The following is a 24,702-nucleotide window of genomic DNA, read 5'->3' as shown; positions in this document are numbered from 1 at the left end:
CCCAGGCTATCCGCCTTTTTTATTTATTGACAACACTCTTCTTTTGCAGCACATTAGCCTGAAATACCAACCACCAACGTACCCCCACAATCGACGATGACTCATTTCTCCGCATACAAACTCTCTTCCTACACCACCCTTACTCTTTGGCGTGGCTGGCTGGGTATTGTGATGGGAAGAAGAGTCTAGCCGGTTTATTATAAGTTCATAAATTTTAAGCCCATACAGGCCGCTTCCGGGTCTGTATGGGCTTTTTTTTTCCAGTTCTCCCATCCATGATCCGGTTAGTGTACAAGGAGAATGGAAATGTCCCTCCGTATTCAACAGCTGCTCGACACAGACACTGCTTTCTGCCTTATTCAGAAACAGGACAGCGATCAAATACTGCTACTCGCTGGTCTTCCTTCACAACATCGCCACCTTGATGATATACCCCGGCTGCGGGGAGTGACGGAAAATCGGGAAATATTCGATTCTATTTCCGTCATTCCCTTCTGTCAGATTCGTGAACGTGGGTACGGTGTGCACGATAACAATGAACATATTCGCACCATCACCATAAATCACCAGGAGTTGATCAACACTCAGGAGCTGCTGCAAGAGCTTCCTACAGAGGTCATTAGTTTTGATCAGCCACTTAGCTTCGATACCAGTGAAGAGGCGTATGCTGCCACGATTCAGCGCATTATTAACGATGAGATAGGGAACGGCGAAGGTGCCAATTTTGTCATTCCTCGTACCATGAATGGAAAAATAAGCAGCTTCTCCACCAAGGGGGCACTCTCTATCTTCCGTTCTCTGGTGCTAAGTGATTACGGCACCTACTGGAAGTTTATTTTCTATGATACCGACATGTTTTTCATCGGCTCTACTCCCGAACGTCATCTGTCGGTACGCAAATCCCGCGTCAAGATGAACCCCATAAGCGGCACCTTCAGGAAGGAAAAAAATTATGAGTTGAGAAAACAGTTCAAGCAAGACCTGCTACGATTTCTCTGCGATCAAAAGGAGATCAATGAACTCTTCATGGTTGTCGATGAAGAGTTGAAGATGATGGCTAAGATGTGTGAGAGTGGAGGTGCTGTCGTCGGCCCCCTGATCAAGGAGATGTCGCGTCTTATCCACTCCGAATATCTGCTCTCGGGAACCAGTAGTAAGGATGTGATGGAACTGTTCAGAGAATCCATGTTTGCCGCTACCGTAGTGGGCTCACCTGTTGAAAACAGCTGTGAAATAATCAAGAAATACTGTCCTGCTTCGCGCAGATATTATGGGAGCGCCCTACTGCTCATGGGGCGTGATGAAGAAGGAGAAGATTTCATTGATTCACCCATTGTCATCAGGACAGTCGAAATTGACCGTAGCGGTAACCTCTATTCGGGGGTGGGGGCAACCCTGGTCAAAGATTCCATACCGCAGGAGGAGGTAGCTGAGACAAGGGCCAAGAGCGGCGCATTGATGGCTTGCCTGCAACAACAAGATGTACAGGTTTCCCCGCCACTACTGACAAGCCTTCATAATGATGATGAAATAATCGAAACCCTGGCCAGACGCAATGAATGTCTCTCCTCCTTTTGGTTCTTTCGCCAACAGCCTGTGCACACCACCTCGCAACAGTTTCATGTAACCCTTATCGATAACGAAGACGAATTTATATGGATGCTCAATCATATGTTGCGGTGTATGGGCTTTACTACGTCGATTGTTCGCCACCACCTGTTTGATGCCTCTCTATCCGAAAGTGACCTGGTTATTGTGGGCCCTGGTCCGGGAAACCCTAATGATGAATTCGACAAAAAGATGCATAAGAATAGGGAAATAATCAGAACTCTTCGAGCGAAACAACAGCCCTTTCTATGTATCTGCCTGGGGCATCAGCTGCTTCTGAAAGAGCTGGGATTTGAGGTGAAACGAAAAGAGCGCCCGCTGCAGGGAACGCAGCGGGCTATCAACCTAAACGGTCGCAAAGAACTGGTGGGCTTTTACAACACCTTTGCCGGTGTTGCCCAAAACAGTGAATATAGGCTATCGATTCTTCCTGGAACAGACGAAGTAGCAGCTATCCACGGGAGTGGATTCATTGGTTTTCAGTTTCACCCTGAATCCGTTCTTTCCCGAAACGGCTACACTCTTTTAAAGGAGGCGGTTCACCAGCTCCTACAACCTCCTGATCAATCAAAGAGTTTGGAATCAAAGCAGGAAGTTTTTTTCATTTAATGAAAGGAATTACACAGATAGAGAATGATACTCAATAGTATAATTTTTATTTATAAGTAATTTATTGTTATTATTAGCGCTGTTGAATTGTTGGGAAAGTATGTAACTTTATAATTTAAATACATTTTTTGTGTTGATATTGTTGTTTACCCCCTCGGGGTAAAATGGTGAGAACCGAGGAATAATAGAGTCTCTCCGCTCATCAACTGCTTGCGAACAGGTTTTCAACACCCTTTTCAACAGATTTTAGAAGAAAGATTGTAAGGGGGGGGAGAACGTAGACCTGCATACGGTGGTTTGATACCTTCAGAATCGACCATGAGGAAGCCAGGAAGAACAAGGGGAGCACTAACCGCAGATCTTCTCGTTTTATCTCGAAAAAATAAATACATCCGTGATAGGAAATGAGTTATGGGGAAACCCAAAGAAAATACCATTGCCAAAATCGATATCCTGGCTAAAAAACGCAGAAAATCGGATTTATCCAGAGAGAAGAAAGAGTTGATAACGGCGCTTGCCAACCGTTGCCACAGTATGAACATCCACAAGGCGAAACTGGTCTATTTTAAAGAGATTAAGCTCTTGCTGACCAAGTGCCTGGTGTCATTTGAAAGTGGTGAAATAGGGAACGAAAGCTGCTGGCAGTCGCTGGAAAAAGACTTGCTTGGATTGCTTTATGCTAAAAATGGCTGATAGTGGAAAAAAGAGAGAGAGGAAGACGGTGAGGGAAAGGTCTGGTGGGAAAACGGCAATAAAAAAAGGGTTACAACCATTTGGCTGTAACCCTTTTAGTATCTCTGGTGCCGAGACCAGGATTTGAACCAGGGACACACGGATTTTCAGTCCGTTGCTCTACCGACTGAGCTATCTCGGCAACACTTGAAGGCCTGAATTAATAGCATAAATTGTGGCCTTTTGTCAATAAATTTTTTACTTTTTGTTGTCTTTGAACAGCTCGCCCAGGTCGATATCAAACTTATCAAGAGCGGTTCCGGTCTTAACTGAAGGGAGATAGCGCTTACCCGCTGCGCTGCCGGAAACAATTTTTGAGGGTGATTCGAGATCAAGCCCGTTGAAGTTGAGATCCTCCAGCCCGGTTTTCCCTGCTTGTTTGGTGGGCTTCGGTGCTGGCGGAGGCCCAGCGACATCAGCTTCGACAATCTCTTCCATAATCGGTTCTTCACTGAAAGAGAGTTCTTCTTGCTCAAGGGAGATAACTTCTTCCGGCTCTTCCTCTATCTCCTCCTCTTCCATGGGCGGCCCCAGGTCAGAGATATCCAAATCGCCGAAATCGATGGGGGGAAGCTCCGAATCTTCGTCGTCGCCGGGGCCCTGATCAAAATCCAGGGTAAATTCATCCCGAGGTGCCACTTCCTCCATTTCGTCTAAATCGACCACCAGTTCTTCCCCATCATCGGCAAGTGCTTCTTGAGGCTTGGTAGCCTCGGCCAATATGTCCTCATCCAAAGTGAATTCGGTATCAATGCCTGGACGGAGGGTGTTTTCCTGCTCTTCTTCTAACTCGTCATCGAGGTCAATATCATCGAAATCAAGTTCTTGCACTGATTCAGGAGACGGAGGTTCTTCCAGGTCCCGTGCAATTTTGAGAAAAAGCGGTGCCACTGCCTCATATGTGGTTCCGTTGAATTCCTCAACAGCGGGACCAAAGGATTTGTGGCACTTTTTACAGCTTTCCAAATGATCAAAGGATGTGTATCCGCATTTTGGGCAACGCATAATATTCGCCTATCATCAAAAACACCGCGTAATCAGCGGAGAAGTAGAAAATTTACTGACCGGACGAAGGCATTATCGCACAGAGAATTAGAGAAAATCAAGGTACGAAAAAAAATATCCCAACAATTCTTCATGATTGCATCATTTTGCATCAATCACTTCAAGAGTTTTGTTGAATTTTCGACTTCGATACTGCTTCAAGGAAGCAGTAGGAACAGGCTTGAACAATACAGTGAGACTTGGGAAAAGATGTATGCGCTATAGGGATGAAAGATGAATAGAGAGAGGAGGATAAATAATTTATTTTTACATTGTTTCCCGATTTTCGGGGAAGGCAATCCGTGGTCCAGTGCTTGGGGCAGGCTGCTGAGTATTGGTTTGTCCCTGCGCATTCAGGCTGGCTACGTTGGCTTTTTTCTGATAGCTCTCCATTCCTTTTTGAGTTGAATGGACGGTTGAACGCATTGCCACCACTTCCGCGCTGGCTCGGCTGATTTGCAGCTGAATTTGGGCAACGCCATTTTCCTGGGGCCAGGCCTGAACCACAAGCATCTTTTTCCCGGATTTTCCCTCAACAAGGGTGTTGTTATAGGAATGTGACTGTCCGCAGAGAACCACATCAACCTCGCTGTCGAGTTGGGCGAGCATTGTTTGCAGGCGGATTTTGTGCTCTGATAAATTTTTGGATGGCAATGCAGCCTGTTTCTCGTTTCCCTGATGGATCATGACCACAATGGTATGAACTCCCAGTCCTTGCAAAATTTTGACATACTCATTTACAGACTCGGCTTCATCCCTGATGGCCAGGTGTTCCTTGTTCTTCACCAGTTCTGCATTGTGCTCTGTTTTCAGCAAGGCACCAATGAACCCTATGGGAACACCGTCCACCAAGCGAACGACATAGGGTTGGAAGACCGGGTGCTCGCTCTCTGTTTCCACGAGGTTGGTGCAGATAGAGGGAAAAGAGTTCTGCTGATAGCTGGATTGCCCATCTCGGGATTCGTAGAGCAGGTGCAGCATTTCTTGCACCCCCTGGATAAATTCGTTGTTACCAGGAATCCCTATAAAATTACATTCCCGGTCATAGCCCCCGGTGGGACGACAGTGCGAGTTACCAAGCATGGTGAACAGATTGGTTTCAGATGCCGATGATTGTTGCGGGAGCCCTGAAAGTCGAATCTGGTTTTGATCACCTGCGTGGAGAAAGAAGGTGGCCCCAGGCATTTTTGCTTCAACTTTTTTCAGGTAACCAGCAAGTATTGGTTTACCTGTATCAAACGTCTGGGGAATAATGGAAGGACTTGGAGTTTTGGCGTTCGCCTCATTGATAGCCAGGAGCTGGACAGCTACCGTATTGCTACTCACCAAATCACCGTGCCATTCGACAGTGGAGTTACTGTTTTGAGGCACAGTGTCATTTTTGGGGGGTGTGGTAGCATTCAGGGGATGAACCTGAAAAAAGCTAAAGCTTAAAAAAGTAAGAAAGATAAGCGATAGAGTTGTTTTACCCATAGAATTTCAAGGCAGATAAAGGGGGAGTTGGGTGCCAGAAATTTGACAAATAGACCTAGCAAATTGTTTTTTCCAGGTAAAGAAAAAACATAAACCCGTTAGAAAGAGATCGAGATAAGGTAAAAAAAGAGCAACGTGGCCGTTTTGTCAGAGTATTTAAGAGAATTATACCTCTTTTGTCCCGTTAAAACTACCCTGTCGCACCAAAAAATACCGTAATAAAAAAACACAGTAAATAGTTCTATAGATTTAAAAAAATATATTTTTCTCTAATTTGCCAGGAAATGATTAAATTTAATCAAAACTTAATGTTTTTCAGGTAGGATAAATCTCCTTTAGGATGTTCCCAGAATCCGTGGCAATGGATGGCTAAGCCTGGATTCTGTTTTTTGCTGATTACTTACAATGTGTTACCACCATGGAATCGATAGTGTCTGAACCTGAAGTTACGATAGAAAATTCTCCCAAGCTGATTACTGATCTGGAATCTCCGGAATGGTACCTGAACAGGGAGTTGACCTGGCTGGCTTTTAACCGCCGTGTCCTCCATGAAGGTCAGGATGAGCGTGTTCCCTTGCTGGACCGTGTTTTTTTTCTCGCCGTGGTGGGGTCCAACCTGGATGAGTTTTTTATGAAACGTATCGGCGGCCTGAAGCAGCAGGTAGGTGCCGGTGTACGAGAACTCTCTGTGGATGGTCGTTTACCCCAGGAGCAAATCGATGCCTGTCACATTGAGGTGCGTGATATCCTGCTCCAGCAGGAAGAACTCGAAGAAGAACTGAAACGTCATCTCAGCCGCAAACACATTCGTTTGATTGCCTATGCCGATTTGAGCCCTGAGGAAAAAGAGGAGGCTGAACAGTACTTTCTCGACCAAGTATACCCCATGCTGACTCCCCAGGGCATGGATCCGGCACATCCCTTCCCCTTTATCTCCAACCTCTCGGTCAACCTGCTTGTCAGTGTGCGCTACCCCGATAGCGAACACAGCTATATGAACCGTATCAAGGTTCCAGTAAGCGAGGACATGCCTCGTTTTCTCTCCTTTGGTGAAAACGGTCATCTCATTACTCTAGAAGACCTGATTGCAAATAACCTTGGGGTCTTGTTTCCGGAGATGGTGGTGGAGAGCTGCGAAATTTTTCGGGTTACAAGAAATGCCATCACCGAGCCCCACCAGGAGCAGGCTAACGATCTATTGCTGGTCATTGAGTCAGCCCTTCGTGAACGTAAATTTGCCGAAATCGTTCGTCTGGAAGTCGATAAGGATATGGAGCCATTGCACCGGGGCATGTTGGCTGCCGAGTTAGGGGTTGATGAATTCCGCGATGTGTTTGAAGTTGATGGTATTATTGGCAAACGGGATCTGTTTCAGATTGCCAAACTCGATCGTCCGGAACTGCGTTACGAACCGCATAAGCCGTTGGATAACCCGGTGTTGCTCGATGAAGACCCAAATATTTTTCACGTGATCCGCAAAAACGGCTCGATTCTGGTACAGCATCCCTATGAGTCCTTTAATACCTCTGTTGAGCGTTATCTGCGTGAGGCGAGTACCGACCCCAAGGTGCGTGCCATCAAGATGACACTGTATAGAACTGCAGGTGATTCCCGGGTTATCGAGTACCTTATTGATGCTGCCCGTAATGGGAAGCAGGTCGCTGTGGTTGTTGAGCTGAAAGCCCGCTTTGACGAGCAGGCTAATATCCGCTGGGCAGAGTACCTTGAAGAGGCGGGCATCCATGTCACCTACGGTGTTGTCGGGCTGAAGACCCACTGCAAGGTTATCTTTGTTATTCGAAAGGATTTTAACGGGTTGCGTCGTTATGCTCATATAGGTACCGGCAACTATCATTCGGGAACTGCCCGTATGTACAGTGACCTGGGGCTCTTGACCTGTGACGGCGATATAGGGGCGGATCTGACGGAGTTGTTTAATTACCTTACCACCGGCTACACCCCGATGCGCCATTACCGCAAGCTCTTGCCCTCGCCGCGGATGTTTAAAAAGGCGCTGATCAAGAAGATTGAACGGGAGGTGCGTGGACATACCCCTGAAAATCCAGGCTTGATTCAGTTGAAAACCAACGCACTGGAAGATCGTGAAGTGATAGCCGCCCTTTATAAGGCCTCACAGGCAGGTGTTCAGATCGATTTGGTTATTCGGGATACCTGTCGTCTACGTCCCGGTATTCCCGGCCTCTCTGAAAATATTCGAGTAATTTCACTGGTGGGCCGTTTTCTTGAACATGCGCGTTTGTTTTATTTTCGCAATCAGGGAGAAGAGGAGTATTTCATTGGATCCGCTGACCTGATGCAACGAAACCTTGAATCTCGGGTTGAGATCTGCACACCGGTGGAGGCGCCTAAATTACGTAAGCAGTTGCGCCAGTGGCTCGATTTTCAGCTGGCCAATAAACGCAATGTTTGGGAGATGCAGCCCGACGGCAGTTATGTACAGCGGGTCTCAAAAGGACGGGTCGGCACTATCTGTATTCATCGTCAACTGATCAAACAGACAGAAAAGCGACTGGCCGAGGCCAGCCGCATCAACATGAAAAAGGCGATGATGGGGAAAAAGCGGTAACGACTTCAGATAGAGAGAGAAAAACGGGAAACTCTTTTTCGATGAGGAGTTTCCCGTTTTTTATTGTTTTATCGAAATGTTGCGTAGGGTGAGCTGAGCGTTGTTTTCTGCCCACCGTGAACTCTTGCCCTTGGCGGAACAAAGTGTGTTTACTGGCTTATATCTGTAAACGAATCCTCGATATAGCGTTTGCGTTTCTTTTCTTTGAGCTGATGGGTGTCGACGACCACAAGACCATCAACACAGTCACCAAAATCGCTATCCACGTTGAAATCTAAAAAGATAACACCACCAGGGCTACAGAGTTCAGTGTACTGTTTGTAGAGTGTGGGGATCGATGCCCCCATGGAACCGAGCAGTGATTTAAGGTGGACCAGATCCTGGCGGTAGTTGTTGCCGACAAAGGAGTCGGCCAGGTCAGTGACCGGTAGAGAAAAACGAAACGGATTGCGCGAACAGGGCTGATTGCCACTGTCGGTGAAGTAGAGCTTATAAAAGAAAATGAGCAGTTCTTTGGCCATCTGCGGCATGGCATTGCTGATGCTTACAGGCCCGAAAAGATACCGGTACTGAGGGTTTTTTCTCAAGAAAGCTCCAATGCCGTACCAGAGGTAGTCAAGACTCCGTTTTCCCCAGTATTTTTGCTGAATAAAGCTGCGACCAAGCTCCAGCCCATGTTCCAGGTAGGGAAAGTGGCTTTGCTGAAAATGAAACAGGCTATGGCTGTAGAGTCCTTCTACCCCGTGTTCTTGCACCACTTTACCTACGTCGGCAAAGCGATAGGCCCCGACAATCTCCAGATCCTCAGTCGACCAGAGTACCAGATGGTGATAGTACCGATCGTAGCTGTCTGTGTCTCTGCGTTTCCCCGTCCCCTCTCCTACCGAACGAAAGGTTATCTCCCGTAAGCGGGCAATCTCCCGCATTACCGAGGGGTGTTCATTACCGCGAAAGAGGTAGATCTCTTTTCCATCGGGTGTTTTGCCCAGGAGCTCTCCCTGGCTTATATTTTTTTTGAGCACGATCCGTCGCTCTGGCCGGGCAATGGCGGTCTCTGTGGCAAAGATCTCTTTTTTCCCGGCTCCCACCCGGTAAAGGTGTTTTCGAAACAGGGCCAGTTTGTCTTTTTGCCTTAGCTTGAGGCCCTCGTAGGCGCTGTAGGGAATAAGACCGCCAATAGTCATGTGCAGTGGTTTTTTCTGTCGTCGAAACATCTCACCAATAAGCATCAGGGTGGAAAGCGGTTTGATGACAGCTGAGGTAGTGTAAAACGAAAGCGAGTTGCGACCACGAATATGAATGGGCAGGATAGGTGCCTTGGCCCGACTGGCCAAGCGAAGAAAACCCTTTTGCCAGCGACCGTCTTTGATCCCTTTGGTGCCGAAGCGGGAGACCTCGCCTGCTGGAAAGATAATAACCGCCTCTTCATTGGCCAGGGCCTGGTCGATCTGGGCGATCTGCGCTTTGAGCGTGTTCCCGGTCATGACCTTGACCGAGAGCAGACAGGGACGTAAAGGTTTGATTGCCTCCAAGAGATCATTGCCCACAATGCGGACATCCGAGCGTACCTCATGGACCAGTTTCAACAGTGCCAGTCCGTCAAGGCTGCCGATGGGATGGTTGGCCACAATAACCACTCGTCCACTGACTGGAATATTTTCCCGCTCTCGATCGTTGAGAGCGTAGGTAACCTGCAGTGTTTCCAGTACCTGTTCAACGAAATCCATGCCCTGAAGATGTGGATACTCCTGGGCAAATAGAACAAATTCCCGTTCTCGCAGTAAACGGCGCAGCACCAAACGGAGTGGCGGTGTGAGCAGGGGCCGATCGCTGAGTTTAGGGTAGTACTGCTGGAGGATATCGTCGACGGTGAACATGCGTGCTCCTTGGTGGATTCAGGGGTAATTCAAGCAAAAACGCGGTTATCGCGGTAGCCAAGCCACTGTTCACGAAAGGAGAGCGGAAAAGAGGGGCGGGAACGTCTACTTCTCACGGTTCGCTTGACATCAACCAGTAAGCTGAGACCTGGAATATTTTTTGGGTCCATATCCTGGGGATACTGGGTGATTGATCCTTGTTCAGATTTAAACAGTCCTATCATTCCCTGGTCGCAGGTCTCGCACTGGTAGGGCTGATAGGTTGAGTGCGAGGTGATGTTGAACCACTTTTTCTGGGAAAGAAGGGACGGTTGATCTGTGCAGATGGCCACAGCACCGTAGGGTTCTTTGAGAATGTTTTGTTGAAATATCTGCGTGAGTTGCTGTTCCTGTTTTTTTGCTGTGTCTGCCAGGTGAAAGTTAAACACGAGAACAGAGGATCCATTTTTGCGGACCAGGGCAAAAAGAACAGCTTCTTCGTTTTTCCCCTCTCCGATAAGGAAACTGCCGCTGTTGAGCACCCAGACTCCGGGGCCCGAGAACACCACCTGACCGAAGAGTGGAGAGTTTTTTTCCGTATCTTTTCGTCTTCGATCAGAGGCAAAGCAACTGTAGGTCAGCCCCATATGTTGGGCCAGAAGAGTGGCTTCGTTTTCCTGCTTTTTATCCTGCAAAGATGCACTCTGTCCCACAGATTGACAGCAGAGCAGGTCGAGCCCTTGGGAAAGAAGAGGTGACATTTTTAACGTGAGTTCCTCGGCGCTCATGTGATCACATGGCCTGCTGAGAGTAGCTAATCGAAACATTTGATGTTATCTCCACGGGTTAAATTCTTTTTGAAAGCCCGGGAACACACAAGTATGTCCAGGGGAAGACGAAGAAGGACAGGAGGAGTTGGTTTAGGCTGCAAGCGGATGTTCTTGCTTGTGAGCTGATTGCGCAACTCGTGTGGAAAGGGAGCGCATCTCCACTGTTTTTGGGTAAAACCATTCGGAAAGAGTTCGCCCACGCCAATCAGGATGGGGGGCTACATTCAAAAGCGAAGCCATGGTTGGGGTTAGATCCAGCAGCGAAAGAGGCTGTTCCTCAACAATACCTTGGAGAATGCCAGGGCCGCTGAGCAGTACCGGTGAGATGCAGGCGTTCTCTGTCTGTGTTGCTGCCGCTCCGCAGCAGCCAACAACCAGGGTGCAATATTCCTGCTCTGCACCAACAAAGGCCAAGTGCTCCATGATGACGCTGATAGATCGTCCGGCCTGTTCCACTGCTTCCAGGTAGGGTTCCGAGGAAAAACCGAAATGGGTTCCGGTTACATTGGGTCCCTCCAGATAGAGCAGACAGCAGTCCGGTTTTTCCCGCTGCAGGTGCCGGGCTGTCTGCTGGCTGAGTTCCTGATCAACGTTGCGGATGGATTGCGAGTTGATCAGGACGCCAGTCTGCAGAGATCCCATGGGAAAGATATTACGGAGACGATCACTGCTGTAAAAGGCAGCTATATTTTGCTGACGGTAGCGAAGCAGAGAAAAAAGAGGCGTAGCCAGCGGGGAAAGAATGGCAGAGCCGCTGTTAGAAAGCACGCCATGCTCCTCAGAAGGCAGAGAGGTAAAGAGACTTATAAGATTGGGGAGGGTGAGGGCTGCATGCTGCGTTTGCAAATGCCCTCCCTGAATGCCACGTCGAGCCAACCCATCCAGGCTGGGAACATGGGCACATGCCAGGGTTTCAGTACAGAGTCCATCTATAATGACCACAAGCAATTTGGACATGGAGCGCTCCTTTCCTTGCTTATATTGCGCTTGCCTGAAAGGAAACTCAAACCCGTTTACTCTAGAGTTACTATTTATTCAGGGAACCAAGCAGATGTGGACCTTATCTAGAAGGTTGCTGTTATATTGAAGTTAATCTGCTGTTATATTTTGATCAGGAAGAGCTGGGAAAGATTCTTTTTTACAGAATCATAACCATTTTATAACTCAGGGTTAAAACCACTTGCCCATAGTAGATTCATCGAATGTAGCTGTTTAAGTATTCCATAAACTTTTGTTTTGTTGAGTTTCTATGAGATACGCTCTTTTTTTTGCTCCACCTCCAACCTCTCCGCTCTGGCTGCAGGGGTGCCGCTGGCTTGGCCGGGATGCTGTGAGTGGAGTATCGTTGGCACAGCCCGCCTTTCGTGCTCTGGATGCTGAAACCATTGTCGATATTACACGTACACCGGCCCGTTATGGGTTTCATGCAACCATCGTGGCACCGTTCAGGCTCAAAGAAGGTCTCTTGGAAGAGGATCTGGTCAGGGCGATGAAAAGCTTTGTTGAACAACAGCGCCAAATCTCCATTGCCCCCTTGATGGTTTCTCAGCTGGATAATTTTTTCTGCCTGCGACCGGTCCGGCACTCTGCGGCCCTGCAGGGATTGTCATCTCTATGCACCCGCGCCTTTGATCGCTTCCGCGCCCCCCTTAAACCCAGTGAACTCGCCAGGCGTAAGGCCGCTCAGCTCAGTGGTCAGGAGAAGAAAAACCTTGAACTTTGGGGCTATCCCTATGTATTTGAACAGTATAGGTTTCACTTCACCCTGACATCGCGTATGGCCGGTGGAAAAACCAAGGATCGGGTACACACCAGCTTGTTGGATTTTTTTGAACCTCTACTCGATTCCCCTTTAACCATTGACGCACTCTGTCTTTTTGTCGAACCGGCCCCCGGGCAACCCCTGCGGTGCCTGCACCGGTTTACTCTCCCTTGTCAATCCCCCCAAACCGAGGAACGAGTCGCCCATGACCAACAGCTCCTCCCCCAAAACCTTTATCCTGGATACCAATGTCATTCTTCATGATTCGGCATGCATAAATCATTTCCAGGAACATGATGTCGTTATCCCCATAACCGTTCTCGAGGAACTCGATCAGTTCAAAAAAGGGAATCAAACGGTAAATTACCACGCTCGAGAATTTGTCCGCACCCTGGACAATCTCAGCGCGGGCAAACTGCTCAATGGAGGTGTGCAGATCGGACCTGACAAAGGCCGGGTCTCCATTAAACTTGAGCAGCAAACCCATGAGGATCTGCGACAACATTTCCCTTCAGCCTCTAAGCCCGATCATCAGATATTAAATATCGGTTACTCCCTGGCTAAAGAAAATCCTTCCAGGCGCTATATTCTGGTGACCAAGGATGTCAACCTGCGGATGAAGGCGAAGTCGGTTGGCTTGATGGCGGAGGATTATACTACCGACCATGTTAAAAATATCGGTGGGTTATATAGTGGCTGCCGCCTCATGGAAGAGGTGGACTCTCACCTGATTGATGCGCTGCACGGTGCACCGGAAGGGGTAGGTATCAACCTTTTAGAGACGAGTGAAGAGTTGCTGGCCAATGAGTATTTGATACTACGCAACGGACGAAAATCCGTTCTGGCCACCCATAAGCAGGAAGATAAACGGCTGGAGAAGATTCAACGGGCCACAGTCTACGGCATAACACCCCGAAATGCGGAGCAAAGTTTTGCGGTGCACGCCCTCTGTAACCCGGAAGTGCCGCTGGTCACTGTGTCCGGGAAGGCGGGGACAGGAAAAACCCTCTTGGCACTGGCTGCCGCGCTTGAGCAGCGGTTTCAATATCGTCAGATCATGCTGGCTCGCCCCATTGTTCCCCTGTCCAACAAAGATATTGGTTATTTGCCCGGCGATATCAACTCCAAAATTGGGCCGTACATGCAGCCACTGTACGATAATTTGGCGGTGATTCGTGGCCAGTTTTCCGATCAGAGTGAAATGGGACAGGTTCTGGAGCGGCTTCAGGAGGAAAAACGTCTGATTATCGAACCCCTGGCCTATATTCGAGGCCGCAGTCTGGTGCATATGTATATGATCGTTGATGAGGCGCAAAACCTCACGCCGCATGAGGTCAAGACTATCATTACACGGGCTGGCGAGGGAACGAAGGTGGTTTTGACCGGTGACATTCACCAGATTGATCACCCCTATCTTGATACCCAATCAAATGGTTTGAGCCACCTGATCGAAAAGATGCAGGGGCAGCCTTTGTATGCCCATGTGAACCTTGAAAAAGGCGAGCGTTCCGAACTGGCCATGCTCGCCAGTGAACTCCTATGAAAATCATTTTTTGTCGGCCCTCTGTCTTATTCTTCGTTGTGGGAGCCTGCCTCTTCACTTTCCAACTTTCCACAGCTTTGGGGGCAATCCGGGAAGTGTTGTATCAGGAGCGGACGGGTGATGACAGTTTTGTGTTTGTCTGGCAACTTGAGACCGAGCCTGAAGAGGTTACCCTTACTGTCATCCAGCGCCAGAAGGAAGAAGTCTTTGTCAGTGTGAATACTCCCCAGGGGGCCACCCTGTCCTGGCATTACACCAAGACCCCGGATATCGATATTCAGGTGGAGCGTCAAGGGAACACCTTGGTATACTCGGGTGTTTTTGAGGGGAGGAAAATCAATAAAACCGAGAAAATAGATAAACGTCCCTGGTATCAGCCCCTGTCGTTTTCCTTACGCTGTATGGAAGAGCGCAAAGAGGACAGCACCAGTTTTTGGACCGTTCGTCCTGACAACCTGGACGCCTTGACCCTAAAGGCAGAGCGTCAGGGAAGCGGGCGCCTGGTCGAGAGTGATGGCAGTGAGGTGCTGGCAAATAAGGTGGTTATTCGTCTGGAAGGGTTACTTTCAGGGCTTTGGTCGGCGGAATACTGGTTTCGCCAGGGAGATAATCTCTTTGTGCGCTACCGCGGCACCCATGGCCCGCCTGGTGTTCCCGAAACTCTGATTTCTTTAGTGCACCCCTAAAAGTGAGGAGGTTACGAACACCTTTTGCCTGTTTTTTCCCCGAAATCATCAAAAAATGTCCTCGAGTTGAGCTTGAATGAGATTTAATCTTTTCTCAATTCACGTTTTGTGGGAAACTACACAGACCACAGTTCGAGGCCTGGCAGGCTCTTCGCGCCAGCCTTTCAGCGCACTTTATTGTTCCCGATCGTTCAGGATGATGTATGGGGTCAAAGATTCTCGTAGCCGATGATGATAGTCTCGTCCGCTTGGCGATTCAAAAAATTCTTCACCTTTTTGATCACGAGGTGGTGGCGGTTGAATCGGGGCGACAGGTCTTGGAGCAGGTCTCCGATGACTTTGACGTCATTGTTCTAGATATCAATATGCCCGACATGGACGGGTTTGAAACATTGGAACAGCTTAATGAGCAATCTATTGATATCCCTGTTCTTTTTCTAACAGGCGTCGGCTCGATGGACTATGCGGTGAAAGCCATCCACCTCGGAGCCTACGACTTTCTTACCAAGCCTATTGCAGATATTGAACTCTTTCATGTGAAGGTGAAACAGGCGGTGGAAAAACGTCAGTTTCTGCTTCAGGAAAAGGCTTATAAAAAGCAGCTTGAGGTGGAGGTGGAGGCCAAAACCCGGGAGCTTGAAGAGAAAAATCAGCTTCTTGAGAGATACAGCAACCACCTTGAGGATGCCACTGTCCAGATCATGTCCAGCCTGCAGGCGGCCATGGAGGAAAAAGATGGCTATACCGCCGGGCATACAGTGCGCGTCACCGAGTTGGCCATGCTCCTGGGCCAGTCCGCCGGGCTCTGTGCCGAAGATATGCTGGTCTTGCGGCGTGCTTCCCAGTTTCACGATATCGGCAAGCTGGTTATTGATCTTTCCTGTATACGAAAACCGGGCAACCTCACCCCTGAAGAGTGGGCCTTGATTAAAAAACACCCCTCCATTGGGGCCAGTATAATCGAACCACTCAGTTTCATGGACCGTGAACAGGCTATTATTCGTCATCACCATGAGCGGCTCGACGGTACCGGCTACCCTGATGGAATCGGAGCCGATGAGATCGATACCCTGACCCGCATTATCACCATCGTCGATAGCTACGATGCCATGACTTCCCGCCGTAATTACCGAAAAAACCTTTCCGTTCCCGAGGCAATTGGTGAACTGCGCAGCTGTGCAGGAACCCAGTTTGATCCAGAGCTGGTCGAGATTTTTGCAGGGGTTGTTCTTTCCGCGCGTTCGCTGTATAAACAGTAGCTGTATTTTCGTTACAGTTTACAGGTTTGCAACGCCCAGTCCTTTGAGTCATTTTTTTTGAAAGAGCTATGAAAATTACCCGTGAAGAAGTGCAGCACGTGGCCAAACTGGCCCGTCTTGACCTGTCTGAGGACGATGTGGACCGCATGACCGGTCAACTCGACTCCATCTTGTCCTATGTGGCAAAACTTGATGAACTTGATACCCAAGGTGTCCCAGTGACCACGCATACCCAGAACGTGGTGAACGCCTTTCGTGAAGACGAAGTTCGTCCTTCCCTGGATCGCGATCGTTCCTTGCAAAATGGTCCGGATCAGAACGGCGAAGCCTTTGTTGTTCCCCGCGTAATCAGCTGATCGAATCTGCTCTTACAACATCCCTTCCCTTTTTAACATACACGCTCCCATGGAACTCTCTGCATTAACCGTACATGAGGCCCTGGATCTGCTTGACTCCGGAGAGACCACCTCGGTGGCTCTGACCGAAGCCGTGCTCAACCGCATCGACCAGGTGGAACCCAAGGTCCAGGCCTATCTGGCGCTGGATCGCGAAGGCGCGTTGCGCCAGGCCGAAGAAGCCGACAGCCAGCGCAAAAATGGTCAGGGAGGTTCGCTTTGCGGTGTGCCCCTGGCTATTAAAGATGTGCTCTGCACCACCACCATGCCCACCACCTGCGGCTCACGCATGCTGGAAAATTTTGTCGCGCCCTACGACGCAACAACAGTCCTCAAGCTCAACGATGCCGGTTCCGTACTGCTGGGGAAACTGGCCATGGATGAGTTTGCCATGGGATCCACCAGTGAAAACTGCGCCTTTTCCACCCCACATAATCCCTGGAAACTTGGGTACGTGGCCGGAGGTTCCAGCGGTGGCTCGGCTGCGGCCGTGGCAGCGGATGAGTGTTTTGCAACCCTGGGGTCAGATACCGGTGGCTCCATTCGGCAGCCGGCATCACTTTGCGGTACCGTGGGCATGAAACCGACCTATGGCCGTGTCTCCCGGTATGGACTGGTGGCTTTTGCCTCCTCGCTTGATCAGGTCGGTCCGCTGACCAAGGATGTGCGTGACTGTGCCCTGATGATGAATGCCATAAGCGGACATGATCCTCTTGATTCGACTTCGATCAAGGTTGATGTTCCCGACTTTACTGCCTCGTTAACCGATGGGCTGGGCGGGGTGAAGGTGGGGATTCCCCAGGAGTATTTTGGCCAGGGGCTTGACCCCGAGGTGGAAAAATCCGTGCGTGAGGGGATAACCATGCTCCAGGAAGCGGGGGCCGAGATTGTTGAGGTTAACCTGCCCCATACCGATTACTGCGTGGCGGTGTATTATCTCATCGCTCCGGCCGAGGCCAGCTCCAACCTGGCGCGCTTTGACGGTGTTCGCTATGGTTTTCGCGATAAGGAGGCCGATTCGCTGATCGAGATGTACAACCGTTCCCGCTCCCAGGGATTTGGTGAGGAAGTCAAGCGACGTATTCTCATTGGTACCTATGCACTTTCCTCAGGCTATTATGATGCCTTTTATAAAAAAGCTTCCCAGGTGCGGACCCTGATTAAGGATGACTTTGCCAAGGCCTTTGCTCAGTGTGATCTAATGGTATCCCCGGTTTGTCCCACGCCGTCCTGGAAAATGGGGGAAAAGGCGGATGACCCACTTGCCATGTATCTTTCTGATATTTTAACGCTTTCAGCAAACCTTGCCGGTATCCCCGGTATGTCGGTTCCCTGTGGTTTCAGCAGTAACGGCCTGCCCATTGGCATGCAGTTGCAGGCAACCCACTTTAATGAAGAGGTTTTACTGAAAGCAGCCTACAACCTTGAACAACGTGCCGGAGTGGTCGGCAAAAAACCGGTTATCGCCTGATTATGCAACTCACAGTTCCTCAAAATATTCGTGATATCGTCCCCTACCCTCCCGGCAAACCCATGGATGAGTTGGAGCGGGAGTACGGGGTAACAAACGCTATCAAGCTGGCCTCCAACGAAAACCCCTGGGGACCTTCGCCCAAGGCCGTGGAAGCCATTGGCCAAATGCTGACCAACCTTCACCGCTACCCGGATGGATCAAGCTATTACCTTACTGAAGCCTTGGCAAAATGGGTAGGCTGTGCGCCGGAAGAAATCGTGCTGGGCAACGGCTCCAACGAGGTGATCGAATTTTTGGTCAAAGCCTGTGTGGGCAGTGGCGATATGGTTATCACCAGCCACCCTTCCTTTCTCATGTATCAGAAGTTTGTCCAGGTACGTGGCGGGGAAAATGTTGTTATTCCGCTCAAGGATATGCGCCATGACTTGACGGCTATCCTGGCGGCAGTGACCGAGCGTACCCGCCTTATTTTTATCGACAACCCCAATAATCCCACGGGGACACTCATCACCAGGGAAGAGTTTGATGGCTTTTTACGCGCACTCCCCCAGTCGGTGATCGTGGTGCTCGATGAGGCCTATGTGGATTTTGTTGATCCTGAAGAACGGGTTGATCTGCTGGGATATATTGCAAACTGTGCCGATATTCCAGCAGTCGTAGGCATGCGAACTTTTTCCAAAGCCTTTGGCCTGGCTGGCCTGCGGGTTGGCTTTGGGATCATGCATCGTGATCTAGCCTCCATGCTGCACCGGGTGCGGCAACCTTTTAACATCAACCTGCCCGCCCAGGCTGGGGCCTTGGCAGCGCTTGTGGATGTGGAACATTACGAGCGAACCTTGAGCGGTACTCGCGATGGACGGGCCTGGCTCAGTCAAGAGGTGAGCAAACTTGGTTGTATCCCCTACCCTTCGTACACCAATTTTTTTCTTATTGATGTGCAGGGAGATGCCACCAAACTCTACGAGGCTATGCTCTATAAGGGGGTTATTGTGCGTTCTATGAAAGCATACGGTTACCCCAATTTTATTCGCATCACCGTGGGAACCGAGGCTGAGAATCAACGTTTTGTAACAGCCCTTGGCGAGTGTCTCCAGGATTTAGGTTATGTCCATTCGTAAACGTATTGTCACCATTGACGGCCCTTCCGGAGGCGGTAAATCAACCGCTTCCCGAGCTCTTGCCGCCAGGCTTTATTTCACCTACCTGGATACCGGTGCCATGTATCGGGCTGTTGCTTTCCAGTGCCATAAGAATGAATTGGAAGCAAAAGAAACGCCGGAACTCAGCGATCTGCTGGATTCCATGACCATGGAACTCCTGCCGCCTCAGGCAGGCGGTGACGATGTCCGTGTAGTGGTGAATGGAGACGAGATTGGGCCTGAGTTACGTACTCCGGAGATGGGGATGCTTGCCTCCAAGTATTCGGGACTGCCCTCTGTCCGCCAGACCCTGACTCGACTCCAGCAGGAGATTGGTAAAGAGGGGCGTATCGTCGCTGAAGGCCGCGATACCGGAACAGTGGTTTTTCCAGATGCCGCCTGGAAGTTTTTTCTGGATGCCAGCCCTGAGGAGCGAGCCCAAAGGCGCTCTGCCCAGCTGCAAAGCAAAGGTGAGTCGGTCAATGAGGCTGAACTGCTTGCCCAGATTATTCAGCGGGACAAAGATGACAGGGAACGCAGCCTAGCTCCCCTGGCTGCTGCGTTAGACGCAATAACGATAGATTCTACTCAACTCACCGCAGACGAAGTTGTGGAGGCCATGTACCAGCATGTCTTGCATACTTCCTGCTGCCGTGACGAGTAAGAAACTGCTGAATAATTGATTGTCCTGCTCAGCCAAATGTTGAGCCAAGATGCCTACAACGCCCTGGATTCCATCAAGGAATGCAGGGCGTTGTTGATTGTAAGAGGCCGGAAAAAGGACTTATCAGAGTATTGAGACTACCTCTCTCCTGCATGGCCCTCCCACACGCCGCACCACACACTAGCCCATTTGCGCATGTTCAGGTACATACTGTAGGGCATCTTGAATAATTGCTTTTTCTGCCAATCCCGCTGAGTCTGGCGCTTACCTGGCCTTGATTGAAAAATCTAATTATTCATGACACCCTTTAATGGCGGAAAAAATGTTCAAGAGCAATTCGGGTTAGAATGTGAGGATGGTGTACCCTTGGGAGATAAAGTCAGACATCGCCGGATGCCCGGCCAGCTCACCAATAAGCGCTATTTCTTCCTTGCTCACAGCCTCGGTTACCTTCAATTTGGCTGAACAGGCCTTGCAGGCACCGACGATAAGTCCCTGTGCTTTTGCCTTGGTGTAGAGCGGATGAAGGAAATGACCGGGTTCTGCCATGATCGGGACCAGGGTCACAGCTTCCCCTTCCAGAACAATTTTTCCTTCCATTCCCTTCTCCGCCATATCCAGAGCATTTAAAAGGACATGAATAAAGCAGAGAGGGTTATCTCGGAATGCGAAAAAAACAGTTTTCTGCATGATGCTCACCTCAAAGAGTGGTGTATGAATGATACGAAACGATAGGAGAAGAACGATACTGGGGGTTCCATGAAAGAAGCCATGGAAAGATGGGGCAGGTTAGAATGCGAAAGAATGCAGATTCGTTTGGAAAAAGCCCTCCTCCCTTAAAGAGAGGAGGGCTCTGACCAGAATCCTGACGGCGGGTGGTCACCGATTCACCGATTCAGGTCTAAAAATCAGGCCTCTTCAAACTGATCTTTACCTGCACCACAGACCGGACAGACCCAATCTTCAGGGATATCTTCGAAGGCGGTTCCTGCAGCTACACCATTGTCAGGATCACCGGCTGCGGGGTCGTACTCGTAGTCACACACAACACAAATGTATTTCTTCATTTTTTTCCTCGTAGTGATTTGGATCAAAAGATCAGAGGCTCCTGAGGGAACCCCTATGATGGAATCTGTAAGCGGTTGCGGGGTGCCGGAGATGCTAGGCATCGGCCTGTGCCGCGTACGCCTGTACGTACGCCTGTACGTAAACAGGCCGATAACAGCGCAGATTCGGTACCCCGTGATCGCTTACGATCAGGCTTTCCACAACCCGTGCAAGTTGCAGTATTCACGGGCGGATACGTTTTCCGCCTGAATGCAGAAGGTTGCCTCGGGGGTATCACCGGGTTTCAAGGCCTGGCGATAGACTTTGCCGTCGGCAATCAGCTCAATAAATTCAATATAATGTTTCTCTTCCATCGGGTGAGCTACGGAACCAACAGCGACTTTATATCCCGCGTCCACTTTTGTGATGACCGGGACATGCTTTTCTTTGGCAGCATCAACTGTGTTTTCGGTCATTAGGTCCATGGCCTGGCCGCAACAGACCAGCTCACCAGCGCCGGCATGCAGGACTTCAACAATGTTTCCACAGAGTGCGCATTTGTATACTTCGTTTACTTTAGTCATTGCTTTTCTCCTCAATTTGAAGAATTTTTGGCGGTCTCGCTCTAGTGCGCAGTGGAAAAACGATGCCTGCAAAGTTGCACGTCTGGACACAACATTGCACCAATGCACCGTACTGCAAGCACGAGACTCTCTGGGGGAAAAATCTTCGCGATCTTTACCCTTTACCGGCAAAACACTAAAAAGAATAAATCATATTCCCCTGTTATGAAAGAGACAAATTGATTTTCTTTGTGTTTAACCGGATATGAATGGTCTTATTTGTCATGTTTGGAAAGGTAATCGGCAACACCTTTTGCCGTTGGGGTCATGGCGTCCTTGCCTTCCTGCCAATTGGCAGGGCAGACATCGCCATGTTTCTCATGGAACTGCAGGGAGTCGACCATGCGGAGGGCCTCGTCGATATTCCTGCCCAGAGGCAGGTCGTTCACGACGGCATGACGAACAATGCCATCCCTGTCAATCAGGAAGGTACCACGCAATGCAATACCCTCCTCAAGGAGGACACCGTACTGGCGAGAGATATTTTTATCGAGATCAGCCACCAGGGGGTACTGAATGTTCCCGATGCCCCCCTGTTTGATAGGTGTGTTTTTCCAGGCCCAATGAGAGAACTGAGAATCGATGGAAACACCGATAATTTCACAGTTTTTTGATTTGAATGTTTCAAGAGCCCGATCAAAGGCAATAATCTCTGAAGGGCATACAAAGGTGAAGTCCAGGGGATAGAAAAACAGGATCACGTACTTGCCGCGATAATCAGAGAGTTTGAAATCCGGGTTCATAGAGTTATCCGCCATGACTGCAGTGGCAGTGAAATCCGGAGCTTCCTGGGTAACGAGAAAGGACATGTGAATCTCCTCTTGTTGAAATCAGGTTGATAAATAAATATAGCGCCCATATAGGGCAAAAAAGACCCTCTCAGGGGGAAGACAGGTTAGCAGGAAAGCTGGCTTTTCCCCTCATCAGTGATCTCGTATTTGCAGCGTACCGGGCTGCTGACAAAACCTTTCTTTTTCAGAGCTGTAATCTGGCAGCTAACTTTTTTTGACTCCATTCCTGTTGCTGCAGCGATGTCTTTTGAGCCGCATGCTTCCTCACTCTTGGCAAAGGCCTCGAGGACCTGACGTTGAGTGTCGCTCAAACCGGTTGTGCATGATTTGCAGGCCATATCTTTATCTCCTTTAAACTTTTGTACTTTTCTCGGTTTTTGGCAGTTAGGACAAAGTCCGTAAAATTCAATTCTGCATCCGGTGATCTGATACCCCTTCTGCTGATCAGGGTCCACAGGCAGGCAGGTGGTTGTGGCTGTGGGGATATTATCCACCCGGTGACATTCGGTGCAGTAAACATGATCGTGATCCTGGACATCCCAGTCGAAACGTTTCTGGCGTCCGCTGATCTCCAGTTTTGTAATAAGTCCCACTTCAGAGAGTATCTCAAGATTGCGGTACACCGTGGCCAGGCTGATACGGGGCAGTTTCTTCTTGATCCGCTCGTAGAGTTCATCTGCCGTTGGGTGTGATCGGCACCTCCGCAGTTCATCAAGGATAATCTCACGCTGATGGGTCATTCGTAATTTTTTTTCCATTTTCCCTCTGTGGAAATTTTTCCTAAATGTATTTGATAATCATTCGCATGTCAAGGGGAAATGAAAACAGAATAAGAAAGAAAATCATTGTTAAAATTTCGTCAGGGGGAGATAAAAAAAACCGGCAGCTCTTCAAAGAAGAACTGCCGGTTAAAAAGGAATCCTGAATCCGTGAGCATTTATCAGTGCGCCAGTTTCGATGTTTGTGATATGCCGATTAAAGTAAACTTTATCGGTATGTTGCAGGCAATGAAGGTGGCGTGCTAATGGATGCCCCAAAGGGCGGCGGGTGCAACTGAACAATACATGAATTTGTAAAAATACGTCGTCTTATTAAAAAGATGTGTTGTTCAGTTGCCATCCTCCGTCACGGATTCGGGGGAATGTTCGGGTAAAAGGGGAAGCTTACTCCAGGATAAAATCGTCCCGCCGGTTCTGGGCATAGTCGTCTTTGCCGGTACCGGGGAAGAGAGGGCGCTCCTCACCGTAGCTGACGGTGCGGATGCGACTCGTTTCGATACCGAACTCAATCAGGTATTTTTTAGCGCTTGCAGCACGGCGTTCTCCCAGGGCCAGGTTGTATTCGTTGGTTCCACGAGCATCGGTGTTGCCTTCGATGAGTACACGTGAGCCAGGGGTGTCACGGAGATAACTGCCGTTGTATTCCATGGTGGGAATCTGGTCACCGCGAACAAGGGATTGGTCGTAATCAAAGTAGATCGGTTTGAAGTTGGGGGTGCTACGGCCATAGGCACGTTTATATGCCTCGCTCTGCTGATCCATCCCTTCGGCAAAGCTGCCGCTTGTCCCCTCCCCGGTTGCATCAAGGCTTTCCACCGCCGGAAGCATCTCTTCGGTAATGGTCCCCATGGTGGGTTGTGTACTTTCTTGGGGGGGCACTTGGCTGCTGCCGTTGCCGTTACCGGAATACGGAGCAACCTGTTTGGGGCTGCATCCTGCCAGAAAGAGAAGTGAGCTGGTGACACATGCCGCAACAACAAAACGGGTGTGAGTGAACATAACAGGCCTCATTTAAGCGAAGTAAAAAGGGGTGAATGCAGCGACAAAAATCAGGTGAAAAGGAGTGGGAGAAAACGACTTGTCCATGCTCGATGTATACATGCAAGTTCCTGAAAAGGTCAAGGAAAACCTTAGGTTTTCAAGGGGGGGCAGGAATTTGATTTTCCGTAATTTGGCCTGGTTTTCATCAACCTTTTTCTTGCCGGTGGTGTTCTCTGATGGTAGATGAGCGTATCATAAACCAGCTATCATTTTCGCCACTGTCGCGACGGCAGCCTACGGAAATTGTACACAGCGACAAACTCATTAAACAAATCCTGCCCCTGTAAACCATGAAAAGTGCTCCTACGAGTATCCTTGAAGTCAAACGCCATGACGCTGTTGGTTACCAGCCTTTGGTTGATTATGCCTCGTGGCGGGTGGCGATCCTTAATTTCAGCGATGATCTGCTCCCGGAAAACCTGACCCGTATGCAGCGCCACAACGAGACCGACGAGGTCTTTGTGCTTTTGAGCGGGCGCTGCATTCTTTTTGTCGGTGAGGGTGCGGAAACCATAGAGCGGGTGTATGCCGAGCCTCTGGTTCCCGGCCAGGTTTATAACGTGAAACAGGCGGTCTGGCACACCCATACCTTAAGCAAAGACGCCAAGGTACTGGTGGTTGAAAATCGAGACACCACCTATGACAACTCACCTTTTATCGACTTGAGTGAGATTCAGCATCGGGGACTGATCGAGATGGTTGAGGAGCTCTGGTCTCCACAAGGGGCCTGATTTTTGACGGACGTAAAGCCCCTATTTGG

At 49.5% G+C, this 24,702-nt stretch carries 23 protein-coding genes and 1 tRNA gene; 12 read left to right on the top strand and 12 right to left on the bottom strand.

Annotated elements, in window-relative coordinates:
• Positions 1-306: 306 nt before the first annotated feature.
• Both JWJ90_RS02430 and JWJ90_RS02425 read left to right on the top strand, forming a co-directional pair.
• A complete protein-coding gene (locus JWJ90_RS02430; protein WP_205225585.1) occupies positions 307-2,217 on the top strand; it encodes an anthranilate synthase family protein in 1,911 nt (636 codons plus the stop codon).
• A gap of 411 nt (positions 2,218-2,628) precedes the next feature.
• Complete coding sequence (locus JWJ90_RS02425) at positions 2,629-2,910, top strand: hypothetical protein (RefSeq protein ID WP_205225584.1); 282 nt, start codon at positions 2,629-2,631, stop codon at positions 2,908-2,910.
• Between the two features lie 105 nt (positions 2,911-3,015).
• Here JWJ90_RS02425 and JWJ90_RS02420 read toward each other — a convergent pair.
• From JWJ90_RS02420 to JWJ90_RS02410, 3 genes are all read right to left on the bottom strand, one after another.
• Positions 3,016-3,091: transfer RNA gene (locus JWJ90_RS02420), tRNA-Phe, on the bottom strand.
• Between the two features lie 56 nt (positions 3,092-3,147).
• Positions 3,148-3,954 (bottom strand): hypothetical protein, encoded by an 807-nt coding sequence (locus tag JWJ90_RS02415; RefSeq protein WP_205225583.1) that lies wholly within the window; start codon positions 3,952-3,954, stop codon positions 3,148-3,150.
• A 306-nt stretch (positions 3,955-4,260) separates the two neighbouring features.
• Positions 4,261-5,319, bottom strand: coding sequence for a metallophosphoesterase family protein (locus JWJ90_RS02410; RefSeq protein WP_205225582.1), 1,059 nt, complete (start codon positions 5,317-5,319; stop codon positions 4,261-4,263).
• Between the two features lie 565 nt (positions 5,320-5,884).
• Here JWJ90_RS02410 and ppk1 point away from each other — a divergent pair.
• Positions 5,885-8,053, top strand: a complete 2,169-nt coding sequence (gene ppk1 / locus JWJ90_RS02405) for a polyphosphate kinase 1 (RefSeq protein ID WP_205225581.1) — start codon at positions 5,885-5,887, stop codon at positions 8,051-8,053.
• A 149-nt stretch (positions 8,054-8,202) separates the two neighbouring features.
• Here the strand turns inward: ppk1 and olsF are convergent, their stop codons facing one another.
• From olsF to JWJ90_RS02390, 3 genes are all read right to left on the bottom strand, one after another.
• Entirely contained in the window at positions 8,203-9,930 is a 1,728-nt protein-coding gene (olsF, locus tag JWJ90_RS02400) for a bifunctional ornithine lipid synthase OlsF (RefSeq protein WP_205225580.1), read from the bottom strand.
• A gap of 29 nt (positions 9,931-9,959) precedes the next feature.
• Positions 9,960-10,736: a hypothetical protein gene (locus tag JWJ90_RS02395; protein WP_205225579.1), complete on the bottom strand. Its 777-nt coding sequence runs from the start codon at positions 10,734-10,736 to the stop codon at positions 9,960-9,962.
• 93 nt (positions 10,737-10,829) lie between these two features.
• Positions 10,830-11,696, bottom strand: a complete 867-nt coding sequence (locus JWJ90_RS02390) for an alkaline phosphatase family protein (protein WP_205225578.1) — start codon at positions 11,694-11,696, stop codon at positions 10,830-10,832.
• Positions 11,697-11,988: 292 nt separating this feature from the next.
• Between JWJ90_RS02390 and JWJ90_RS02385 the strand changes: the two genes are divergently transcribed.
• The 8 genes from JWJ90_RS02385 (at position 11,989) to cmk (ending at position 19,661) form a co-directional block, all read left to right on the top strand.
• Positions 11,989-12,765, top strand: a complete 777-nt coding sequence (locus JWJ90_RS02385; protein ID WP_205225577.1) for a DUF1045 domain-containing protein — start codon at positions 11,989-11,991, stop codon at positions 12,763-12,765.
• Complete coding sequence (locus JWJ90_RS02380; protein ID WP_205225576.1) at positions 12,707-14,044, top strand: PhoH family protein; 1,338 nt, start codon at positions 12,707-12,709, stop codon at positions 14,042-14,044. Before JWJ90_RS02385 ends, JWJ90_RS02380 begins: the two co-directional genes overlap by 59 nt.
• A complete protein-coding gene (locus JWJ90_RS02375; RefSeq protein WP_205225575.1) occupies positions 14,041-14,730 on the top strand; it encodes a hypothetical protein in 690 nt (229 codons plus the stop codon). Before JWJ90_RS02380 ends, JWJ90_RS02375 begins: the two co-directional genes overlap by 4 nt.
• Positions 14,731-14,933: 203 nt before the next feature.
• Positions 14,934-15,989, top strand: coding sequence for an HD domain-containing phosphohydrolase (locus JWJ90_RS02370; protein WP_205225574.1), 1,056 nt, complete (start codon positions 14,934-14,936; stop codon positions 15,987-15,989).
• Positions 15,990-16,057: 68 nt separating this feature from the next.
• On the top strand, positions 16,058-16,345 hold the full coding sequence (gene gatC, locus JWJ90_RS02365; RefSeq protein WP_205225573.1) for an Asp-tRNA(Asn)/Glu-tRNA(Gln) amidotransferase subunit GatC: 288 nt from the start codon (positions 16,058-16,060) through the stop codon (positions 16,343-16,345).
• 49 nt (positions 16,346-16,394) lie between these two features.
• Positions 16,395-17,855, top strand: coding sequence for an Asp-tRNA(Asn)/Glu-tRNA(Gln) amidotransferase subunit GatA (gatA, locus tag JWJ90_RS02360; RefSeq protein ID WP_205225572.1), 1,461 nt, complete (start codon positions 16,395-16,397; stop codon positions 17,853-17,855).
• Positions 17,856-17,857: 2 nt separating this feature from the next.
• Positions 17,858-18,976: a histidinol-phosphate transaminase gene (gene hisC, locus JWJ90_RS02355; RefSeq protein WP_205225571.1), complete on the top strand. Its 1,119-nt coding sequence runs from the start codon at positions 17,858-17,860 to the stop codon at positions 18,974-18,976.
• Positions 18,963-19,661, top strand: coding sequence for a (d)CMP kinase (cmk, locus tag JWJ90_RS02350; RefSeq protein WP_205225570.1), 699 nt, complete (start codon positions 18,963-18,965; stop codon positions 19,659-19,661). The genes hisC and cmk overlap by 14 nt, the downstream gene beginning before the upstream one ends.
• A 342-nt stretch (positions 19,662-20,003) precedes the next feature.
• Here the strand turns inward: cmk and JWJ90_RS02345 are convergent, their stop codons facing one another.
• From JWJ90_RS02345 to JWJ90_RS02320, 6 genes are all read right to left on the bottom strand, one after another.
• Positions 20,004-20,351: a DsrE family protein gene (locus tag JWJ90_RS02345; RefSeq protein WP_205225569.1), complete on the bottom strand. Its 348-nt coding sequence runs from the start codon at positions 20,349-20,351 to the stop codon at positions 20,004-20,006.
• 218 nt (positions 20,352-20,569) lie between these two features.
• Positions 20,570-20,728, bottom strand: a complete 159-nt coding sequence (gene rd / locus JWJ90_RS02340; protein ID WP_205225568.1) for a rubredoxin — start codon at positions 20,726-20,728, stop codon at positions 20,570-20,572.
• Between the two features lie 189 nt (positions 20,729-20,917).
• Positions 20,918-21,292: a desulfoferrodoxin gene (locus JWJ90_RS02335; RefSeq protein WP_205225567.1), complete on the bottom strand. Its 375-nt coding sequence runs from the start codon at positions 21,290-21,292 to the stop codon at positions 20,918-20,920.
• A 254-nt stretch (positions 21,293-21,546) separates the two neighbouring features.
• Positions 21,547-22,140 carry a peroxiredoxin gene (locus JWJ90_RS02330; protein WP_205225566.1) on the bottom strand — a complete coding sequence of 198 codons (594 nt, stop codon included), beginning with the start codon at positions 22,138-22,140 and terminating at the stop codon, positions 21,547-21,549.
• A gap of 86 nt (positions 22,141-22,226) precedes the next feature.
• Positions 22,227-22,880: a Fur family transcriptional regulator gene (locus JWJ90_RS02325; RefSeq protein WP_205225565.1), complete on the bottom strand. Its 654-nt coding sequence runs from the start codon at positions 22,878-22,880 to the stop codon at positions 22,227-22,229.
• A gap of 405 nt (positions 22,881-23,285) precedes the next feature.
• A complete protein-coding gene (locus JWJ90_RS02320; RefSeq protein WP_205225564.1) occupies positions 23,286-23,900 on the bottom strand; it encodes an OmpA family protein in 615 nt (204 codons plus the stop codon).
• Positions 23,901-24,232: 332 nt separating this feature from the next.
• Between JWJ90_RS02320 and JWJ90_RS02315 the strand changes: the two genes are divergently transcribed.
• A complete protein-coding gene (locus tag JWJ90_RS02315) occupies positions 24,233-24,673 on the top strand; it encodes a cupin domain-containing protein (protein WP_205225563.1) in 441 nt (146 codons plus the stop codon).
• The last annotated feature ends 29 nt before the right edge of the window (positions 24,674-24,702 follow it).

The sequence above is a fragment of the Desulfobulbus rhabdoformis genome (assembly GCF_016919065.1).
Taxonomy (GTDB): Bacteria; Desulfobacterota; Desulfobulbia; order Desulfobulbales; family Desulfobulbaceae; genus Desulfobulbus; species Desulfobulbus rhabdoformis.
The sequence above is the reverse complement of the archived record's forward strand: the minus strand, read 5'-3'. Positions and strand labels throughout refer to the sequence as shown.

Coding starts and splice junctions, on each gene's coding strand:
- JWJ90_RS02320 (WP_205225564.1), bottom strand. CDS start 23,900: ATGTTCACTCACACCCGTTTTGTTGTTGCGGCATGTGTCACCAGCTCA.
- hisC (WP_205225571.1), top strand. CDS start 17,858: ATGCAACTCACAGTTCCTCAAAATATTCGTGATATCGTCCCCTACCCT.
- JWJ90_RS02315 (WP_205225563.1), top strand. CDS start 24,233: ATGAAAAGTGCTCCTACGAGTATCCTTGAAGTCAAACGCCATGACGCT.
- JWJ90_RS02380 (WP_205225576.1), top strand. CDS start 12,707: ATGACCAACAGCTCCTCCCCCAAAACCTTTATCCTGGATACCAATGTC.
- JWJ90_RS02395 (WP_205225579.1), bottom strand. CDS start 10,736: ATGTTTCGATTAGCTACTCTCAGCAGGCCATGTGATCACATGAGCGCC.
- cmk (WP_205225570.1), top strand. CDS start 18,963: ATGTCCATTCGTAAACGTATTGTCACCATTGACGGCCCTTCCGGAGGC.
- JWJ90_RS02330 (WP_205225566.1), bottom strand. CDS start 22,140: ATGTCCTTTCTCGTTACCCAGGAAGCTCCGGATTTCACTGCCACTGCA.
- JWJ90_RS02345 (WP_205225569.1), bottom strand. CDS start 20,351: ATGCAGAAAACTGTTTTTTTCGCATTCCGAGATAACCCTCTCTGCTTT.
- gatC (WP_205225573.1), top strand. CDS start 16,058: ATGAAAATTACCCGTGAAGAAGTGCAGCACGTGGCCAAACTGGCCCGT.
- JWJ90_RS02430 (WP_205225585.1), top strand. CDS start 307: ATGTCCCTCCGTATTCAACAGCTGCTCGACACAGACACTGCTTTCTGC.
- olsF (WP_205225580.1), bottom strand. CDS start 9,930: ATGTTCACCGTCGACGATATCCTCCAGCAGTACTACCCTAAACTCAGC.
- rd (WP_205225568.1), bottom strand. CDS start 20,728: ATGAAGAAATACATTTGTGTTGTGTGTGACTACGAGTACGACCCCGCA.
- JWJ90_RS02325 (WP_205225565.1), bottom strand. CDS start 22,880: ATGGAAAAAAAATTACGAATGACCCATCAGCGTGAGATTATCCTTGAT.
- JWJ90_RS02415 (WP_205225583.1), bottom strand. CDS start 3,954: ATGCGTTGCCCAAAATGCGGATACACATCCTTTGATCATTTGGAAAGC.
- JWJ90_RS02335 (WP_205225567.1), bottom strand. CDS start 21,292: ATGACTAAAGTAAACGAAGTATACAAATGCGCACTCTGTGGAAACATT.
- JWJ90_RS02425 (WP_205225584.1), top strand. CDS start 2,629: ATGGGGAAACCCAAAGAAAATACCATTGCCAAAATCGATATCCTGGCT.
- JWJ90_RS02385 (WP_205225577.1), top strand. CDS start 11,989: ATGAGATACGCTCTTTTTTTTGCTCCACCTCCAACCTCTCCGCTCTGG.
- ppk1 (WP_205225581.1), top strand. CDS start 5,885: ATGGAATCGATAGTGTCTGAACCTGAAGTTACGATAGAAAATTCTCCC.
- JWJ90_RS02375 (WP_205225575.1), top strand. CDS start 14,041: ATGAAAATCATTTTTTGTCGGCCCTCTGTCTTATTCTTCGTTGTGGGA.
- JWJ90_RS02370 (WP_205225574.1), top strand. CDS start 14,934: ATGGGGTCAAAGATTCTCGTAGCCGATGATGATAGTCTCGTCCGCTTG.
- gatA (WP_205225572.1), top strand. CDS start 16,395: ATGGAACTCTCTGCATTAACCGTACATGAGGCCCTGGATCTGCTTGAC.
- JWJ90_RS02390 (WP_205225578.1), bottom strand. CDS start 11,696: ATGTCCAAATTGCTTGTGGTCATTATAGATGGACTCTGTACTGAAACC.